Below are 18454 nucleotides of genomic sequence, written 5' to 3' on the forward strand. Positions count from 1 at the left end.
AGCCGCGGCCGTACAGTCATTCGCATGAGCCGCGTCGCACCGCTAGCCCCGCCGTGGAGCGAGGAAGATGCGGCCAGCATCAACAGCTGGGGTCACCCGGACCGCTCCTATGAGCCACTGCTGCTGGTGCGCTGTCTGCAGCGCCATCCAGCGCTGGCCGGCCGGCTGCGCAAGCTCGGTGAATCCCTTTACACCGCAGCGCTTTTGCCGCCGCGGACCCGGACGATCGCGATACTGCGCAGCTGCGCCCTGGTGGGGTGCGAGTACGAGTGGGGCGGGCAGGCGGCGTTCTGGGGCCCGATCGCCGGGGTCAGCGACGAGGAGTGCGACGCACTGGTGACCTGCGGCCCGGAGGACCCGCGGTGGGGCCCGGCCGAGCGGACGCTGATCGAGGCGGTCGACGAGCTGGAGCGCACCGGCTCGTGGTCGGAGGCGACGTGGGCGGCACTGGGCCGCACCCTCGACGACGAGCAGCGCATCGAATTGCTCACGGCCGTCGGTTGGTATCGCACCATCTGCACGCTGTGCAACGCGCTCGCACTGCCGCCCGAGGCCTGGATGCGGCGCTGGCCGCTAGGTCGCTGAGCGGTCTTTCTGCAGACCCGGATGCTGCTTCTTCAGTAACGGCAGCAGCAGGCGTCGCGGCATGAACTGAAACAGCCGGGCGCTGACTTGGCTTGGCAGCCCGGGGATCACGCTTCCGCGGTCGCGGTCGAGCGCATCGATTCCGGTGCGCGCCACCTCGCTTGCGGGCAGCCACATGAACTTCGGGAACGCGTCGGCGAACTTTCGCTCGTCCATGCCGGCGTTCTTCAGGAACTCGGTACGCACCGGCCCGGGGTTCAGCAGCGCGACGGTGACACCGGTGCCGGCGAGCTCGCCGCGTAGTCCTTCGGTGTAGGTGATCACGAACGCCTTGGTGGCGGCGTAGCCGACCTGGCCCGGAAAGGGATAGAAGCCCGCGGTGGATCCGACGTTGAGGATCGCGCCGCGACCGCGCGGCACCATCTGCTGGACCGCGCGTGTGCTCAGGTCGATGACGGCCTCGACGTTGACCCGCACCTGGGCGATCTCGTCGTCGACCGCCACGTTCGTCACCGACCCGATGGTGCCGATGCCGGCGTTGTTGACCAGGACCTCGGCCGTCAGCCCGCGCCGCTCGACCTCGTCGAAAAGGCCGGCGCGAGCGGCGGAATCCGCGACGTCGCAGCCGATCACCTCGACGCGAACCCGGCCCGCGAGTTCGCCGGCGAGCTCGCGCAACTTGTCCTCGCGGCGCGCGACGAGCGTGACGCCGTGCCCGCGATCGGCGAGCTCGCGGGCGATGGCCGCACCGATGCCCGACGATGCTCCGGTGACGACGGCGGTGCTGGTGGGCGAGGGTGTCGGAAGAGCCACCCGGATAACCTACAGGTCCCGGCTAGCCGGACAGCGCGTTGAACAGTGCCGCCAACTGATCCGGCGACACCGAGTTGTTGCATTGGCCGCGCAGGTCGAGCAAAGGCTGCGCGATACCCTTCAGCTCCAACGCCTCACCGGGATGACTGAGGAAATAACCCCGGACGGATGACTTCGCGTCGGCGGGTGATTGGTTGACCGCGGCGGTCAGCACATTGTTGGCATCGGGATGGCCGTCGAGGTATCCGCTTGCCGCGTTGAGGACTCCGCTGGCGGTGGCCGCGACCCCGCTCGCCGAGCACGGATCGGGCGCGGCACCTGCGGTTGGCGCGATCATGAGGCACGCAACGCTGCCGGGGATCACTCCAAGAACTGCGCGCCATAACAATTTGCTCATTGCGTGGTCCCTTCGTACCGAACTGTTCGAATGTTCAGTACACCAATTACCCAAAAATGCGGAGAAGGCCCGGCCCACCCCGCGCAGGGCCGCGCGGGGACCAAACCCACGCTCGCGGCCGTATCCTCGCGTCATGAGCGTGAAAGTGGACCTCGATCAACTGGCCGGCGCGCTGGCCGACTTCACGTTCGCCTACCTGATCACCTTCGGCGACGGCCGGCACGCGCACGCCGTGGCGGTGGACCCGATGCTCATCGACGGCGTCTTCGAGGTGGGCTCCATCGGCAACAGCACGCGCAACAACATCGCGCGGCACGACGGGGTCACCCTGGTCTGGCCGCCGGGCGAACCGGGCGGCTACTCGCTGATCGTCGACGGCACGGGTCTCACCGGCGACGATGTGCTGCAGGTGGTGCCGAGTCGCGCGGTGCTGCATCGCAAAGCGGGCCCGGGGACGGTGACCAAACCCGGCTGCAAGGACGACTGCATGCGTCTCGAGCAGTCCTGACACACGAAAAAGCCCGGCCCACTGGGGTTTCCAGGGGCCGGGCTCCTTCGTAGCTGGGACTTAGAAGTCCATACCGCCCATGCCACCGGTCGGGTCGCCGACAGGAGCGGCGGCCTTCTCCGGCTTGTCGGCCACGACGGCCTCCGTGGTCAGGAACAGCCCCGCGATCGACGCCGCGTTCTGTAGCGCCGAACGGGTCACCTTGACCGGGTCGGCAACGCCGGCCTTCAGCAGGTCCTCGTACTCACCGGTGGCCGCGTTCAGGCCGGTACCGGCCTTCGAGTTGCGCACCTTCTCGGCGACAACGCCGGGCTCCAGCCCGGAGTTGAAGGCGATCTGCTTCAGCGGAGCCTCGAGCGCCACGCGGACGATGTTGGCACCGGTGGCCTCGTCACCCTTGAGCTTGAGCTCCTCGAGCGCCGGAGCCGCCTGCAGCAGGGCCACGCCACCACCGGCGACGATGCCCTCCTCGACGGCGGCCTTGGCGTTGCGGACCGCGTCCTCGATACGGTGCTTGCGCTCCTTGAGCTCCACCTCGGTGGCAGCTCCGGCCTTGATCACCGCAACACCGCCGGCCAGCTTGGCCAGGCGCTCCTGCAGCTTCTCGCGGTCGTAGTCGGAGTCGCTGTTCTCGATCTCGGCGCGGATCTGGGCCACCCGGCCCGCGATGGCGTCGGTGTCACCGGCGCCCTCGACGATGGTGGTCTCGTCCTTGGTGATGACGACCTTGCGAGCCTTACCGAGCAGCGAGATGTCGGCGGTCTCCAGGGAGAGGCCGACCTCTTCGCTGACGACCTGACCACCGGTGAGGATGGCCATGTCCTGCAGCATCGCCTTGCGACGGTCACCGAAGCCGGGGGCCTTGACCGCCACCGACTTGAAGGTGCCGCGGATCTTGTTGACGACCAGCGTGGACAGCGCCTCGCCCTCGACGTCCTCGGCGATGATCAGCAGCGGCTTGCCGCCCTGAATGACCTTCTCCAGCAACGGAAGCAGGTCCTTGACGGTCGACACCTTGGAGCTGACCAGCAGGATGTAGGGGTCCTCCAGGACCGCTTCCTGACGCTCGGCGTCGGTGACGAAGTAACCCGAGATGTAGCCCTTGTCGAACCGCATGCCCTCGGTGAGCTCGAGCTGCAGGCCGAAGGTGTTGGACTCCTCGACGGTGATGACGCCCTCGTTGCCGACCTTGTCCATCGCCTCGGCGATCAGGTCGCCGATCGACTGATCGCCCGCCGAGATACCAGCGGTCGCAGCGATCTGCTCCTTGGTCTCGACGTCCTTGGCCGACTTCAGCAGGGTCTCGGTGATCTTCTCGACGGCCTTCTCGATGCCGCGCTTGAGACCCAGCGGGTTGGCGCCGGCCGCTACGTTGCGCAGGCCCTCTTTGACGAGTGCCTGAGCCAGCACGGTGGCCGTCGTCGTGCCGTCACCGGCGACATCGTCGGTCTTCTTGGCAACTTCCTTGACCAGCTCGGCGCCGATCTTCTCGTACGGGTCCTCCAGCTCGATCTCCTTGGCGATGGACACACCATCGTTGGTGATCGTGGGGGCACCCCACTTCTTCTCCAGGACGACATTGCGGCCCTTGGGGCCCAACGTCACCTTTACCGCGTCGGCGAGGGCGTTAAGGCCCCGCTCGAGGCCGCGACGGGCCTCTTCGTCATACGCAATTGTCTTGGCCATTGCGAAGTGATTCCTCCGGATTGGGGATGACACATTCCGGCCGGGCGCAGTGCCCGCGACGGACGACCACAGCTGTCTAAGGGCTCGGTCTCACCGTCCCGACCTAGCACTCACTGGTCGCGAGTGCCAACGTCATTCTTAGCACTCGCCCATGCCGAGTGCAAGAACGGGGCACCGCTATCGCCCAGCACGTAAACCGTCGACGACGACGTCGGTCACTCGTTCGGCCAACTCGGCGTTGTAGGCCTCCATCGCCTGACAGCCGACCATGATCGTCTTCAGTTCGCGCACGCCGATGTCGGGCCGCGCGGTGCCCGCCCGCTGGGCGGCCCGCAGCAGCTCGTCGAGCATCGCGAGGAAAGCGTCCTCGGCGTCGGGCGCCGCGCTGCCGACGTCGATGCCGAACCCCGCCAGGGCGTCGACCAGGCCGCGGTCGGCCGCGCCCCACTGCAGCACGAGCGAGCGCAGGTAGGCGAAGAGCGCCTCGCCGGGTCCGGCGGATTCCAGCAGGGCGTGCCCGTCGTCGACCAGGTGCTGCATGCGGTCCTCGATGACCGCCCGGAACAGCGCCTCCTTGGTCGGGAAGTGGCGATAGACGGTGCCGGCCCCGACGCCGGCGCGCCGGGCGATCTCGTCGATGGGCACCGACAGGCCCTCGGCCGCGAAGGTGTCATAGGCGACTTCCAGCACCCGCGCGCGATTGCGCGCCGCGTCGGCGCGCAGCCGACGTTCGGGCTGTGCCATCTATTCACCACCTATCGGTTGACAAAACGGGGCGCTCGTTCCGTATAGTGAAGTCAACCGGAGCGCTCGCCCCGTTTAGCTTACTAGTGAGGAGTTTGCCATGGCCAAGTGGACAGCGTCGGACATTCCCGCCCAGAAGGGCCGTGTCGCCGTCATCACCGGAGCCAACACCGGTTTGGGCTACGAGACGGCTGCCGCGCTCGCCGAGCACGGCGCGCACGTGGTGCTGGCGGTGCGCAATCTGGACAAGGGCAAGGACGCCGTCGCGCGCATCACGGCCAAGAGCTCGCAGGCCGACGTCGCGCTGCAAGAGCTGGACCTGTCCTCGTTGGAGTCGGTCCGGGCCGCCGCCGATCAGCTGCGATCCGATTACGACCGCATCGACCTGCTGATCAACAACGCCGGGGTGATGTGGACGCCGAAGTCCACCACCGCCGACGGCTTCGAGCTGCAGTTCGGCACCAACCACCTGGGCCACTTCGCCTTCACCGGCCTACTGCTGGACCGGCTGCTGCCGGTCGCCGGCTCGCGGATCGTGACGGTCAGCAGCCTCGGCCACCGCATCCGCGCCGACATTCACTTCGACGACCTGCAATGGGAGCGCAGCTACAACCGGGTCGCGGCGTATGGGCAGGCCAAGCTCGCCAACCTGCTCTTCACCTACGAGTTGCAGCGACGGCTCGCGCCGCGCGGCACGACGATCGCCGCGGCGGCTCACCCCGGTGGCTCCCGCACGGAGCTGACCCGCAACCTGCCGCCCCTGCTGGCCCGCATCACCCCGCTGATCGAGCCGCTCTTCCAGGGCGCGGACATGGGCGCGCTGCCGACGCTGCGGGCCGCGACCGACCCCGGCGTGCTCGGCGGGCAGTACTACGGTCCCGACGGTTTCGGCGAGCAACGCGGCTACCCGAAGATCGTGTCGTCCAGCGACAAGTCGCACGACCTCGGCCTGCAGCGCCGGTTGTGGACGGTCTCCGAAGAGCTCACCGGGGTCGTCTACCCCGTCGACTGAGGCAAATCGAGCAGCTGCTCGTAGAACCCGCCAAAACCGCGCGGGCGGTCGACCAGATGGATCTCCAGGATCCAGTGGCACGGCCGCCCGCCGGCGTCTGCGCGCCGCATCGGCAGGTCCGAGCCGGGCGTGACGTACCACTGGGCGCCATCGCCGGAGATCTTCTTGTGCGGGAACTCGCCCACCAGATGGCCCGCGATCGGGCTGCCCCACTCGAAACCCTCGGCGTGCGCGAGGCCGACGACACAGGCGAACAACTCGGCGCCGCTGACCTCCGGGTGATTGTCGAAGTACTCGTGCCCGGCCTGCCACACCCGCGGAAGTGCTTCGCGGACAGCCTCTTTGGCCGGGTCGTCGCCCAGCACGAACGTGCGCCCGAAGTCGGCCTCCCACTCCTCGAAGATCGGTCCCAGATCCAGGAACGCGATGTCGTCGGCGGCGAGCACCCGGTCCGGCGGATGCTCCTTGAAGGGCAGCAACGTGTTCTCGCCGGCCCGCACGATCCGCCGATGCCAATGCCGCGTCACGCCGAACATCTCCGCGGCCAGGTCGCGGATCTCGTCGGACAACGCCTGCTCTCCCACACCGGGGCGGACCATCGCGCGTCGTTCGATCTCGTCGAACAGTTGCGCGGCCTTCGCCTGGGCGTCGAGGAGCCGCCGCACCCGCACCTCTTCTCGCGCCTTTTCCGAGGCCTCCACCCTCGCGATGCTAACTGGCAGGCTGGAAACCATGTCCCTCGTCGTGCCGCCGTATCCGCCGCCCCGCTACACCGCAGACGAGCCGCAGGTCAGCGCCTGGCTCAAACGGGCCGACTCGCCGCCGGACCACGAGAGCGCCGGCGTCAAGTACCACTACCTGGCCAACCAGCAGGCCACCGGCGGCGACTACGGCCTCTACCGGGTCGACATCGCCCCGGCCGGCGGCGGGCCCCCGGCGCACTTCCACCGGGCCATGTCCGAGGCGTTCTTCGTGCTGTCCGGGACGATGAAGCTCTACGACGGCACCGACTGGACCGACGGCGGCCAGGGTGACTTCCTCTATGTCCCGCCCGGCGGCATCCACGGTTTCCGCAACGAGGCAGACGAACCCGCATCGATCCTGATGCTGTTCGCGCCGGGCGCACCGCGCGAGGCCTACTTCGAGGGTTTCGCCGCACTGGCCGATATGACCGACGCCGAACGCAGCGAGTGGTTCGTCCGGCACGACAACTTCTGGGTCTGACACGCACGTCACCCGGCGTTAGCGCCTTCTTCAGCCCGAGTTTCAACACGGCGTGAGATTTCTCTTGCGTTGAGACTTGTTTCAACGTAGCGTGAGACTAGTTTCAACACATCGTGAAAACAGGAGATCGCCATGAGCACCCCCTCGAACCCCGACGTCTTGGTGGTCGGCGCCGGGCCCGTCGGCCTGGTCGCCGGCTGCGAACTCGCGCGCCGCGGCATCCGCGTGCGGGTGATCGACAAGCTGACCGAACCCACCGACCAGTCCCGCGCGATCGCGGTGCACTCCCGCAGCCTGGACATGTACGCACGAATGGGCATCGTCGGCGAGATGGTGAGCACCGGGGTCAAGGCCACCGCGATGAAGATGTATGCCGGGCGCAGCCGGCTGTTCCACGTCCCGCTGGGCGGTGTCGACAGCGCCTTCCCGTTCAGTTTGGTCACGGCGCAGACCGAAACCGAGCGGGTGCTCGCCGAATACCTGCAAACGCTCGGCGTCACCATCGAGCGCGGCGTCGAGCTGACCGCGTTGAAACAGGACGACGACGCCGCACACCTGACCTTGCGGCACGCCGACGGGGTGACCGAACTCGTCAGCACGCCGTGGGTGATCGGGGCCGACGGCGCGCACAGCACCGTGCGCAGAATGGTCGGCACCAAACTCGCCGGTTCCTTTGTCGGAGAACGCTTTCTGCTCGGCGACGTCGATGCCGAGCATCAGCTGGACCGCGACGCCATGTACACCTTCTTCGCCACCGAGGGCCCGGTGGTGGTGCTGCCGATGCGCAACGGCCGGATGCGGTTTCTGGCCGAGATCCACGATGCGCCGGACACCCCGCTGAACCTGCACCCGACCCAGGACGAACTGCAGGCGATCCTCGACCAACGAGTCGGCGGTATCCAGTTGGTCGGCTCGCACTGGCTGACCAGTTTCGAGGTGCACCACGCGCGGGTGCCGTCCTATCGCTGGGGCCGGGTCTTCCTGGCCGGCGACGCCGCCCACATCCACAGTCCGGCCGGCGGCCAGGGCATGAACACCGGCATGCAGGACGCGTTCAACCTGGCCTGGAAACTGGCCGCGGTGGTCGACGGCGAGGCCGGCGAACGGCTGCTCGACAGCTATGAGGCCGAGCGGCTCCCGGTGGCGCGCAACGTCATTTCGTTCACCGATCGGCTCACCAAGGTCGGCACGCTGTCCGGCGCGCCGCGGGTGATCCGCAATATGCTGGTACGGACGCTGTCGCACATCCCGGCGACGCGGCGACTGGTCGCCAATGTCGTCGCGGAGATCGGCATCTGCTACAAGGACGGCCCGATCGCCGTCGGCCAACGCCTCAAGCACACCAAAGTGGTTGCCGGTGAGCACTTTCCGCATGTTGCCGACGAGACAGTGCAGAAGCAGCTCATCGCCGCCGGTGCGCAGCACTGCGGGCACACCGTGCTGACCGTTGCCGACAAGCACGTGGCCCCCGCCGCGGGTGAGGGTCAGCCGCAGGTCCTGGTGACCGCTGCCGACACGCCGGTAGCCGGATACGACGCCGTCATCGCCGACACGAACGGCCTTGTGGCACGACGACTCGGACTCGCAGGCGGCGGCCGCGTCGTGATCCGCCCGGACGGCTACATCGGGGCGATCGCCGCCCTGGACGACACCACAACCATCGCCGACTACTTCGCCACCCTGAGGAGCTGAACGCCATGTACACCTACGACGTCGACGCCGCGGACATGTTCACCGACCGCACGCATCAGTTCGAGAAATTCGGTATTCCGCTCGAGGACATCGAACGGGTCCGCGAAGCCGTCACCGACATGTGGACCGACGCGCCGGGTGGCTGGACCTACGAATGGTCCAAGCTGGCCAACGAATACGCCTACCGCGGCGACCACCACATGGCGTCGCTGCTCTACGGATGCGCGAAGTTCCCGTGCCTGACCGATCAAGCGCGAATGCAGGCCCTGCGCAACCAACTCGAGCAATTCCAGCTGGCCGCCAAGAATTTCCCGGTGGCCTTCGAACGACGCATCATCACGGTCCCTTACCGCGGCGGCACCGTCGAGGTTCCCGTCCACCTCTACTCCACCGACGGCGACTACGCGGCCCGGCCGGTGCTGATCGCCAGCGGCGGGGTGGACACCTGGAAGATGGACATCCACCCGTGGTGGGTCGGGTTCACGATGAACGCCGGCGTATCGACACTGGCCTTCGACCACCCCGGCACCGGCGAAACCGCGATCCCGCTGGACCGCCACGCCGACGAGGTGATCCGCGGAATCGCCGACTACGCACGAACACTCGGCGACGGCGGGGTCGCCCACTTCGGCGCCTCGTTCGGCGGCAACTTCGCCGCGATGTCGGGGCTGACCGGGATCGTCGACGCCGCAATCAACCTCGGGGGGCCCGTGGTCAAGTCGTTCGAGCCGGACAACCTCAAGAGGCTGCCCTACGGCATGCATGACATCGTCGGCAACGCCATGCACTGGGACCACTCGCCGAGCCTCGGCGAGACCAGCGCCGGCCTGGGCGACCTCAACCGCTCAGATCTGCTTGCCGGACAGACGAATTCGGCGATGCTGGTGGTCAACGGCGCCGATGACTACTTCATCCCGCAATCGGACACCCTGATCTTCCAAGGCCGCCCCAACACCGAGGTGCACCTGATCGAGGGCACCGGTCACGTCGCGATGAGCAAGGCCCCCGAGGTGGTGCCCCTGATGATCGGCTGGCTGCGCAAGCAGTTCACCGACGACTACGCACGCAGCTCGTAGTCGTCGTCGACCAGCGTGCGGGTGCGCTCGAAGAATGTCCGCCCGCTGTAGGGCAGCTGCGTGACGACCTTCCCGCTGGGATGGCGAAAGTAGTTGGTGCAGGCCAGCCAGACCTTGCCCTCCATCGCGGCCTGGACCTCGTCGTTGTAGCGCCGCTGCGCGTCCCGGGTGACCTCGATGGTGCGCACCCCGCGGCCGCCCATCACATCGAGGATGTGGCGGATGAACGTCGTCTGCGCCTCGTGGATGTAGATGATCGAGTTGACGCCGTTGGTGTTGGGGCCGTAGAGCGTAAAGAAGTTCGGGTACCCGGCGACCAGCGTGCCCAGGTAGGCCTCCGCGCCGTCGGTCCAGTCGTCGCGCAGCTGCCGGCCGCCGGTTCCGTACACGTCGATGCTGGCCAGATAATCGGCGGCTTTGAACCCGGTGCCGTAGATGATGGTGTCGACGCGGTGCTCGGCGCCGTCGGCGGTGCGCACGCCGCGTTCGGTGATCTCGGTGATCGCGCTGGTTTCCAGGCTGACGTTCGGCAACCCGAAGGTCGGGTACCACTCGCGCGACATCAGCGGCCGCTTGCAACCCGCCGGGTAGTCCGGTGTCAGCTTGGCGCGCAGTTCGGGGTCGGCGACCTTGCGGTGCAAGTAACTTCGGGCAAGCTCGGTCGCCTCGCGGATCTGGTCGGCGTCGACGTCGAAACTGGATGACTCGTATGCGTCGAAGGCCTCGTCGCGCAGCTTCTGCGCCGCCGCCGGATCGCGTTCGAACTCCGCGTGCTGTTCGGCGGTGAACGGGAAGTCGAATCGGGGTGCGATCCAGATCGGGGTTCGCTGAAACACGGTGAGATGCGCGGTTTTTGGGGCGATCGCCGGGACGTACTGAATCGCGCTGGCGCCCGTGCCGATCGACGCGACCCGCTCACCCGCCGTCGACTTGCTGTGGTCCCACCGCGCGGAGTGGAATCGACGTCCCCGAAACCGCTGCGCGCCAGGGATCTCCGGAATGCTGGGCACATCGAGCATACCGACGGCGCTGACCACGACGTCGAAAACGTGTTCATCGCCGTCGTCGGTGACCAGCGTCCATCGTCGCTGTCTGTCCGACCAGCGCACGGTGGCGATCGAGGTGTGCGGCCGCAGGTAGGGGCCCAGCCCGTGCTCGGCGGCCACCCTTTCCAGGTAGGCCAGGATCTCGGGCTGGTTCGCGTAGGTCTTGCTCCAGCGCGGGTTCAGCGCGAACGAATACGAGTACAGGTGCGAGGGCACGTCGCAGGCCGCACCCGGAAAAGTGTTGTGCCGCCAGGTGCCTCCGAATCCGTCGGCGCGGTCGAAGATGGTGAAGTCGTAGCCGCCCTCGGCGAGCTGGATTCCCATCGCGATGCCGCCGGCGCCGGCACCGATGACCCCGACGCGCGGCTTCACTCCCATTGCGCGAAGTACGGTCGCTCGGGCCGGCTTTTCTCGACCAGGATGAACACCACGCCCCACGGATCGACGAACCAGGTGGTGCGCACGCGGGCGACGTCGGCGATGCCGCTGACGAGGAACCGGACGCCCTTGCTCTCGAGTTCGGCCCGGGTGGCGTCGAGGTCCTCGCAGATCAGCCCGACGTGCGAGAGCCCGTGATCGGTCAGCGCCGCGGCGGCTCGCTGCGAGTCCCCGTCGACGTCGAGGTACTCGATCACTTCCAGAACGCGATCGCTGCCGTCCCCGAATCCGACGATGGCGGCTTTCATGGTGGGGTCGGCCACCAGCTCACCCATGTCGTTGCGAATGGCGTTACCGGCCATCACATACGGCGGCGACAGCACATGCAGGCCCAATACGTCTCGGTAGAAGGCCACCGCGGCCTCACAATCCGGGACGCACACCCCGGTGTGGGCCAACCCGGTAATCACGTTCTCGACTCTACGTCGGGCGCGCCACACCGGCGTCGGCTTCGGAATCTGTCAGGAAGATAATGGCCGGGTGCGGTCAGTCGAGGAACACCAGCGCGTCGTAGCTGCCATGATCAGCGCCCGCCCCGCCGTGACGGCGCCACTGACCCAGGCGCAAGGCCTGGTCCTGGCCGACGACGTGGTTGCCGAGCTGGCGCTGCCGGTGTTCGACAACTCCGCGATGGACGGATACGCGGTGCGCGCCGACGACACCGACGGCGCCACACCCGAACGGCCGGTGGTCTTGCCGGTCGCCGAGGACATACCGGCCGGACGTATCGACCAGTTGACGCTGCGACCCGGTACCGCGCACCGCATCATGACCGGCGCGCCGATGCCGGCCGGGGCGACGGGCGTTGTGCCGGTGGAGAACACCGACGGCGGCGTGGACAGGGTGTCGATCCGCGCACGCTCGGAACCCGGCAAGCACATCCGCCGAGCGGGCGAAGACGTCGCGCCGGGCACCACCGTGCTGCGCAAGGGCCAGGTCGTCACGCCGGCGGTGCTGGGGCTGGCCGCGGCGCTGGGATTGCCCGGGCTGCCGGTGATCCCGCGGCAGCGGGTGCTGGTGATCTCGACCGGGACGGAGCTGGTGGCGCCGGGCACCCCGCTGCAGCCGGGACAGATTTACGAGTCCAACTCGATCATGCTGGCCGGGGCCGTGCGCGAGGCGGGCGCCGACGTGATCGCCGTCGCGACGGCCGAAGACGATGTCGCGCAGTTCAGCTCGATCCTGGATCGGCATGCGGCCGATGCCGACCTGATCATCACCAGCGGCGGGGTCAGCGCCGGCGCCTACGAGGTCGTCAAGGACGCGTTCGGCCGCGACGGCGATCAGGGCGTCGAGTTCGTCAAGGTGGCCATGCAGCCCGGGATGCCGCAGGGTATCGGCCGGGTCGCGGGCACGACGATCGTCACCCTGCCCGGCAACCCGGTCAGCGCGCTGGTGTCCTTCGAGGTGTTCATCCGTCCCGCGCTGCGCACGGCGATGGGCCTGCCGGATCCGCATCGCCCGCACCGGCCCGCGGTGCTGGCCGAGTCGCTGACCTCGCCGCGCGGCAAGCGACAGTTCCGGCGCGCGATTCTCGACACCGACACGGGCAGCGTGCTCAGCTACGGCCCGCCGGCCTCGCATCATCTGCGGTGGCTGGCGTCCGCGAACGGACTGCTGGACATCCCCGAAGATGTCGTGGAGGTGTCGGCCGGAACCGAACTGCAGGTCTGGGATCTGACTTAATAGTTCGACATAGTTCGACACCCCCGGTTGCTGGCCCGGACGAAGCAGCACGCCACCGGGGCTCCGTAAGATGACGCGGGTGGCACGACGCCCCCGCCATTCCGCTGAGGAAGACCTGTCCCATCAGGGCCCGACGGTCAGCGCACGGCACATGCTCGAGTTGGTGCGCGAGACCGTTCCGCCGGTGCATCCCGCGGGGCTGCCGTTCATCTCCGCCGGCTTGGCGCTGGCCCTGGTCGGACGCAACCACCGGTGGCCGCGCCGGGTCGGCCTGCTGGCCGCCGGTGCCTGCGCGGGGTTCTTCCGGCACCCGCCGCGGGTGCCGCCCACCCGGCCCGGTGTCGTGGTGGCCCCCGCCGACGGCGTGGTCTGCCTGGTCGACTCCGCGGCCCCGCCCGCGGAACTGAGCATGGGCGACGCGCCGCTGCCGCGGGTCAGCATCTTCCTGTCGATCCTGGACGCCCACGTGCAGCGCGCCCCGGTCGGCGGTGAAGTGATCGCCGTGCAGCACCGGCCCGGCCGCTTCGCGTCGGCCGACCTGCCCCCGGCGAGCGACGAGAACGAGCGCACCAGCGTGCGAATCCGCACCGAGCTCGGCGCCGAGGTGGTCGCGGTGCAGATCGCCGGGCTGGTCGCGCGCCGCATCGTGTGCAACGCGCACGTCGGGGACAAGCTGTCGATCGGTGACACCTACGGCCTGATCCGGTTCGGCTCCCGGCTGGACACCTACCTGCCGCCCGGCGCCCGGCCGATCGTGGCGGTCGGGCAGCGCGCGGTGGCCGGCGAGACGGTATTGGCCGAGCTGCGATGACCAACAGGATTCGGGGCCGGGCGGTCAACCTGCAGATCCTGCCCAGTGCGATGACGGTGCTGTCCATCTGTGCGGGGCTGACCTCGATCAAGTTCGCCCTCGAGCATCAGCCGAAGGCGGCGATGGCGCTGATCGCCGCGGCGGCGATTCTCGACGGGCTGGACGGCCGGGTGGCCCGCATCCTGGACGCGCAGTCGCGGATGGGTGAGGAGATCGACTCGCTCGCCGACGCGGTGAACTTCGGCGTGACCCCGGCGATCGTGCTCTACGTGACGCTGCTGTCGACGTCGCCGGCCGGCTGGATCGCGGTGCTGCTGTACGCGGTATGCGTCGTGCTGCGGCTCGCGCGGTTCAACGCGCTGCAGGACGACGGGTCCCGGCCCGCCTACGCGCACGAGTTCTTCGTCGGGATGCCGGCGCCGGCCGGTGCGATCTCGATGATCGGCCTGATCGGGCTCAAGCTGCAGTTCGGTGACGGCTGGTGGTCGTCGACGGTGTTCCTGTGCCTCTGGATCGCCGGGACGTCGATACTGATGATCAGCAAGATCCCGATGCGCAAGATGCACGCGGCGGCGGTGCCTCCGAACTGGGCGGCGCCGCTGCTGGCCATCCTCGCGATCTGCGCTGCGGCGGCGGTGTTGGCCCCGTACGTCCTAATCTGGGTCATCATCATCGCTTACCTGTGTCACGTCCCCTTCGCGGTGCGTAACCAGCGCTGGCTGGCCGCACACCCTGAGGTGTGGGACGAAAATCGCGAGCAACGGCGCGCGGTGCGGCGCGCCAACCGTCGCGCCCAGCCCAACCGCCGGCCGATTGTCCGGCTGGGGCGCACGGGCGGGCGCTCGGTGGCGCGGCTGGGGCTGCGTAAGCCGGGTGGACGATTGCCATGACGGATCCCGGCGCGGGGTCCGGACAGCTGACGCTGACCGCCCGGCTGAACACCTCAGCCGTCGACTCGCGCCGCGGCGTCATCAGGATGCACCCCAATGCCGTTGCCGCCCTTGGTATCCGGGAGTGGGACGCCGTTTCGCTGACGGGATCGCGAACCACCGCGGCGGTAGCGGGACTCGCAGAGGCAGCCATCCCGGTGACCACGGTGCTGCTCGACGACGTCACGCTGTCCAACGCGGGGCTGCGCGAGGGCAGCACGGTTGTCGTCAGCGCGGTCACGGTGTACGGCGCGCGGTCGGTGACGCTGAACGGCTCGTCGCTGGCCATCCAATCGATCACCTCGGCCACCCTGCGTCAGGCGCTGCTCGGCAAGGTGATGACGGTAGGCGATGCGGTGTCGCTGCTGCCCCGCGATCTCGGCCCGGGCACCTCGACATCGGCGGCCAGCCGGGCGCTGGCATCGTCGGTCGGGATCAGCTGGACCTCGGAGCTGCTCACGGTCACCGGCGTGGATCCCGACGGACCGGTGAGCGTGCAGCCGAACTCGCTGGTCTCCTGGGGCGACGGGGTTCCGGTGGGCACCAGAGCACCTCGGCCGCAACCGGTGGCCGTCGCCGATCCCGCCATCCATGTCGACGATCTCAAGGGTTCCCAGGTGCAGGCCGGCAAGCTCAGCGAATGGCTCAAGCTGGCCCTCGACGAACCACACCTGCTTCAAACCCTGGGCGCCACCACGAATTTGGGCGTGCTGGTCTCGGGTCCGGCCGGTGTCGGCAAGACGACGATGGTGCGCGCGGTGTGTGCGGGCCGCCGGCTGGTCCAACTCGACGGCCCGGAGGTGGGCGCACTGGCGGCCGAAGACCGGCTCAAGACTGTGGCTGCCGCGGTGACCGCGATTCGCGACGGCGGCGGCGTACTGCTGATCACCGACGCCGACGCGCTGCTGCCGGCGACCGCCGAGCCGGTGGCCGCCCTGATCCTCGCCGAGCTACGCACCGCGGTGGCCACCGACGGCGTGGCGTTGATCGCCACGTCCGCGCTCCCCGACCAGCTCGACCCGCGGCTGCGCTCCCCCGAGCTGTGCGACCGCGAGCTCGGCTTGCCGCTGCCCGACGGCGCGACCCGCAAGGCGCTGCTGGAGACGATATTGAAGTCGGTGCCCACCGGCGAGCTGAACCTGGATGAAATCGCCGTCCGTACACCGGGTTTCGTTGCCGCCGATCTGGCCGCACTGGTGCGGGAGGCGGCGCTGCGAGCGGCATCGCGGGCCAGCGCCGACGGCCAGCCACCGAAGCTGAACCAGGACGATCTCGTCGGCGCGCTGTCGGTCATCCGGCCGCTGTCCCGCTCGGCCAGCGAGGAGCTGACCGTCGGCAACGTGACGCTCGACGACGTCGGCGACATGGTCGAAGCCAAGCAGGCGCTGACCGAAGCGGTGCTGTGGCCGCTGCAGCATCCCGACACCTTCGCGCGCCTCGGTGTCGATCCACCCCGCGGAGTGCTGCTCTTCGGGCCGCCCGGCTGCGGCAAGACCTTTGTGGTGCGGGCGCTGGCGAGCACCGGGCAGCTGAGCGTGCATGCGGTCAAAGGTTCCGAGCTGATGGACAAATGGGTGGGCGCCTCCGAGAAAGCGGTCCGCGAATTATTCCGGCGGGCAAGGGATTCCGCGCCCTCGCTGATGTTCCTCGACGAGATAGACGCGCTGGCACCGCGGCGTGGGCAGAGCTTCGACTCGGGCGTCACCGATCGGGTAGTGGCCGCGCTGCTCACCGAACTCGACGGCATCGACCCGCTGCGCGACGTCGTGGTGCTGGGCGCCACTAACCGGCCCGATCTGATCGATCCGGCGCTGCTGCGCCCGGGGCGCCTGGAGCGGCTGGTGTTCGTCGAGCCGCCCGACGCGGCCGCCCGCCGCGAAATACTGCGGACCGCAGCCAAATCCATTCCGCTAAGCGCCGATGTCAATCTCGACGACATCGCCGCCGAACTCGACGGCTACAGCGCCGCGGACTGCGTCGCCCTGCTGCGCGAGGCCGCGCTTACCGCGATGCGGCGCTCCATCGACGCCGCCGATGTGACCGGCGCCGACCTGGAAGCGGCCCGCAAAACCGTGCGGCCCTCGCTGGACCCCGTTCAGGTGGAGTCGCTACGCGCGTTCGCCAAAGCCGTCTAGCACCGCACGCACCGACACCGCCACATCGGCCTCCAGCCAGGACGGCATCGGCTCGTCGCGGGCGTGGCGGCGCACGACGGCATAGGGCAGGTCGACGATCGCGCGGGCGACGGCATCGACGGATCGGGAATCCTTGCGGCCATATAGCTTTCGGGCCAGCACCCCGACCCTTTCGGTCAGCGGCGCGTTCATCGCGGCGACGGTCTCCTGAAATTTCGCGTCGGGCTCCTCGTCGAGCAGATCGGCCGGACGGATGGTCAACAGCAGCCGGGCATCCTCGGGAAGCTCACGCGCGAAGCTGATCGAGGCAACGGCCATCGCGACCGCGGTGTCGGCCGGCGTAGCCGCCGCGTCGGCTTCTGAGGCCGCCATCGCCCGGGACTGGAAACGCTCCAGTGCGCGCAGCCACGCCGCCGCCAGAATGCCGTCGCGGTTGCCGAAGCGGTGATACAGCGTGCCGGCCGGCGCGCCGCTGGATTTCGCGATCGCCGCGACACTGGCCGCGCGCGGTCCGCCCTCGAGCACCAGCGCTCGGGCTGCGTCGAGGATCACATCGGTTTCATGCTTCCGCGGAGGTGCCATGATCTAGTACATTCCTTCTATATGGAACGGTTACCCTATATCGATGAGCATGCCATAACAGTCGACGCGAATCGCGCAGAAACGTGGTCGGCACTGCTGCGGGTGATGTGTCGCGACCCGCACGACCCGGCCACCGTGCCAATCGGTTTCGTGCTCGACGAAGCACGCGAGCCCGAACGTCTCGCGCTCAAGGGCCGCCACCTGTTCGCGGTCTACCGGTGGGTGTTCGAGTTGGACACCGACGCCGCCGGCCGAACCCGGGTGCGCGCGACCACCTGGGCGGCCTTCCCGGGCGTGCACGGAAAGATCTATCGCGCCCTGGTCATCGGCACCGGCGCCCACCGGGTGGTCACCCGCCGGACGCTGAAACACATTGCGGCCGCGGCACTCACCGCACAGGCCGAGACCGGCCAGACCGCGTCCGACTACACCGACGTCTTCGAAGTCGGAATCGGGCCCGGCGATGTGCGCACCGCCGAGCAGATGTTTCGCGACGCGCTCGGCAGTGAACGGGGCGGAGGCGCGGTGCTCTGGATCCATCGTCGCGTCTTGCGATTCCAGCTGGGCCCGCATCCCTCGCCCGATCACCTGATCGGCTGGCCGATCGTGCATTCGGATCCCGACGAGCTCGTGCTGACGACGAGCGGGCCGCTGATGCGCGGCGAGCTGACGCTGCGACGCCAGGACGGTCGGCGCGCCACGCTCACCACGCGCGTGCACTATCACCGCAGAGCCGCCTGCGTGGTCTGGGCCGTGATCGGCCCGCTGCATCGGGTCGTGGCACCGCGGCTGATGGCGCGCGCCGCCCATCCCGGCCAACGACGGACAGTGGCGACATGAGTTCGACCTGAACGTTTTCGCGCGCTGGCGCGTAACCACATCGCAGACATCATCCTGATGAGGTTGCCGCTCAATACGTTGCGGCGGCCTCGAGGAGGACTCGGATGACCGACCGCCCCGCGAGGCCAACATGATCGCGACACGACCGTCACCCGGGATAGTGCGCCCCGCACGCCCGGGAGGGTTGTTCGCGAAATTGCGCCAGACCCCGTCCACGAGCGGCGGCCATATCTTGCAGTAAACTGCATTC

At 68.5% G+C, this 18454-nt stretch carries 19 protein-coding genes; 11 read left to right on the forward strand and 8 right to left on the reverse strand.

Annotated features, from left to right (window positions below; translation table 11 throughout):
• Positions 1–24: 24 nt before the first annotated feature.
• Positions 25–585 carry a carboxymuconolactone decarboxylase family protein gene (locus G6N55_RS13925; protein WP_085222734.1) on the forward strand — a complete coding sequence of 187 codons (561 nt, stop codon included), beginning with the start codon at positions 25–27 and terminating at the stop codon, positions 583–585.
• Here the strand turns inward: G6N55_RS13925 and G6N55_RS13930 are convergent.
• Both G6N55_RS13930 and G6N55_RS13935 read right to left on the reverse strand, forming a co-directional pair.
• Positions 574–1398: an SDR family NAD(P)-dependent oxidoreductase gene (locus G6N55_RS13930; RefSeq protein ID WP_085222733.1), complete on the reverse strand. Its 825-nt coding sequence runs from the start codon at positions 1396–1398 to the stop codon at positions 574–576. The genes G6N55_RS13925 and G6N55_RS13930 overlap by 12 nt on opposite strands.
• A 22-nt stretch (positions 1399–1420) precedes the next feature.
• On the reverse strand, positions 1421–1735 hold the full coding sequence (locus G6N55_RS13935; RefSeq protein WP_232079005.1) for a heme-binding protein: 315 nt from the start codon (positions 1733–1735) through the stop codon (positions 1421–1423).
• Positions 1736–1928: 193 nt separating this feature from the next.
• Between G6N55_RS13935 and G6N55_RS13940 the strand changes: the two genes are divergently transcribed.
• Positions 1929–2303, forward strand: a complete 375-nt coding sequence (locus G6N55_RS13940) for a hypothetical protein (RefSeq protein WP_085222731.1) — start codon at positions 1929–1931, stop codon at positions 2301–2303.
• A gap of 60 nt (positions 2304–2363) precedes the next feature.
• On the opposite strand, the gene groL is transcribed toward G6N55_RS13940, so the two are convergent.
• Positions 2364–3989 carry a chaperonin GroEL gene (gene groL / locus G6N55_RS13945; protein WP_085222730.1) on the reverse strand — a complete coding sequence of 542 codons (1626 nt, stop codon included), beginning with the start codon at positions 3987–3989 and terminating at the stop codon, positions 2364–2366.
• Positions 3990–4166: 177 nt separating this feature from the next.
• Positions 4167–4733, reverse strand: coding sequence for a TetR/AcrR family transcriptional regulator (locus G6N55_RS13950; protein ID WP_085222729.1), 567 nt, complete (start codon positions 4731–4733; stop codon positions 4167–4169).
• A gap of 100 nt (positions 4734–4833) precedes the next feature.
• Between G6N55_RS13950 and G6N55_RS13955 the strand changes: the two genes are divergently transcribed.
• Positions 4834–5745, forward strand: coding sequence for an SDR family NAD(P)-dependent oxidoreductase (locus tag G6N55_RS13955; protein ID WP_085222728.1), 912 nt, complete (start codon positions 4834–4836; stop codon positions 5743–5745).
• Here G6N55_RS13955 and G6N55_RS13960 read toward each other — a convergent pair.
• Complete coding sequence (locus G6N55_RS13960; protein WP_085222727.1) at positions 5730–6479, reverse strand: M24 family metallopeptidase; 750 nt, start codon at positions 6477–6479, stop codon at positions 5730–5732. The genes G6N55_RS13955 and G6N55_RS13960 overlap by 16 nt on opposite strands.
• Here G6N55_RS13960 and G6N55_RS13965 point away from each other — a divergent pair.
• From G6N55_RS13965 to G6N55_RS13975, 3 genes are all read left to right on the forward strand, one after another.
• A complete protein-coding gene (locus tag G6N55_RS13965) occupies positions 6478–6969 on the forward strand; it encodes a cupin domain-containing protein (protein WP_085222726.1) in 492 nt (163 codons plus the stop codon). The two genes, G6N55_RS13960 and G6N55_RS13965, sit on opposite strands and share 2 nt — an antisense overlap.
• 132 nt (positions 6970–7101) lie before the next feature.
• A complete protein-coding gene (locus tag G6N55_RS13970; RefSeq protein WP_085222725.1) occupies positions 7102–8661 on the forward strand; it encodes an FAD-dependent monooxygenase in 1560 nt (519 codons plus the stop codon).
• A 5-nt stretch (positions 8662–8666) separates the two neighbouring features.
• Positions 8667–9737 carry an alpha/beta hydrolase gene (locus G6N55_RS13975; protein ID WP_085222724.1) on the forward strand — a complete coding sequence of 357 codons (1071 nt, stop codon included), beginning with the start codon at positions 8667–8669 and terminating at the stop codon, positions 9735–9737.
• Here the strand turns inward: G6N55_RS13975 and G6N55_RS13980 are convergent.
• Positions 9719–11161: a flavin-containing monooxygenase gene (locus tag G6N55_RS13980; protein ID WP_085222723.1), complete on the reverse strand. Its 1443-nt coding sequence runs from the start codon at positions 11159–11161 to the stop codon at positions 9719–9721. The two genes, G6N55_RS13975 and G6N55_RS13980, sit on opposite strands and share 19 nt — an antisense overlap.
• Entirely contained in the window at positions 11152–11631 is a 480-nt protein-coding gene (locus G6N55_RS13985; RefSeq protein WP_085222722.1) for a VOC family protein, read from the reverse strand. The genes G6N55_RS13980 and G6N55_RS13985 overlap by 10 nt, the downstream gene beginning before the upstream one ends.
• Positions 11632–11701: 70 nt before the next feature.
• Between G6N55_RS13985 and moeA the strand changes: the two genes are divergently transcribed.
• The 4 genes from moeA to G6N55_RS14005 all read left to right on the forward strand — a co-directional run bounded on the left by moeA (position 11702) and on the right by G6N55_RS14005 (position 16782).
• Positions 11702–12907, forward strand: coding sequence for a molybdopterin molybdotransferase MoeA (gene moeA / locus G6N55_RS13990; RefSeq protein ID WP_085222721.1), 1206 nt, complete (start codon positions 11702–11704; stop codon positions 12905–12907).
• Positions 12908–12986: 79 nt separating this feature from the next.
• On the forward strand, positions 12987–13718 hold the full coding sequence (locus G6N55_RS13995; RefSeq protein WP_264001554.1) for a phosphatidylserine decarboxylase: 732 nt from the start codon (positions 12987–12989) through the stop codon (positions 13716–13718).
• Entirely contained in the window at positions 13715–14608 is an 894-nt protein-coding gene (pssA, locus tag G6N55_RS14000; RefSeq protein ID WP_085222719.1) for a CDP-diacylglycerol--serine O-phosphatidyltransferase, read from the forward strand. Before G6N55_RS13995 ends, pssA begins: the two co-directional genes overlap by 4 nt.
• Positions 14605–16782, forward strand: a complete 2178-nt coding sequence (locus tag G6N55_RS14005; protein ID WP_085222718.1) for an AAA family ATPase — start codon at positions 14605–14607, stop codon at positions 16780–16782. Before pssA ends, G6N55_RS14005 begins: the two co-directional genes overlap by 4 nt.
• On the opposite strand, the gene G6N55_RS14010 is transcribed toward G6N55_RS14005, so the two are convergent.
• On the reverse strand, positions 16756–17364 hold the full coding sequence (locus G6N55_RS14010; protein ID WP_085222717.1) for a TetR/AcrR family transcriptional regulator: 609 nt from the start codon (positions 17362–17364) through the stop codon (positions 16756–16758). The two genes, G6N55_RS14005 and G6N55_RS14010, sit on opposite strands and share 27 nt — an antisense overlap.
• Positions 17365–17385: 21 nt before the next feature.
• On the opposite strand from G6N55_RS14010, the gene G6N55_RS14015 reads away from it, so the two are divergent.
• Positions 17386–18204: a DUF2867 domain-containing protein gene (locus tag G6N55_RS14015; RefSeq protein ID WP_085222716.1), complete on the forward strand. Its 819-nt coding sequence runs from the start codon at positions 17386–17388 to the stop codon at positions 18202–18204.
• Positions 18205–18454 lie beyond the last annotated feature (250 nt).

It is taken from the genome of Mycobacterium florentinum (assembly GCF_010730355.1).
Lineage (GTDB): Bacteria > Actinomycetota > Actinomycetes > Mycobacteriales > Mycobacteriaceae > Mycobacterium > Mycobacterium florentinum.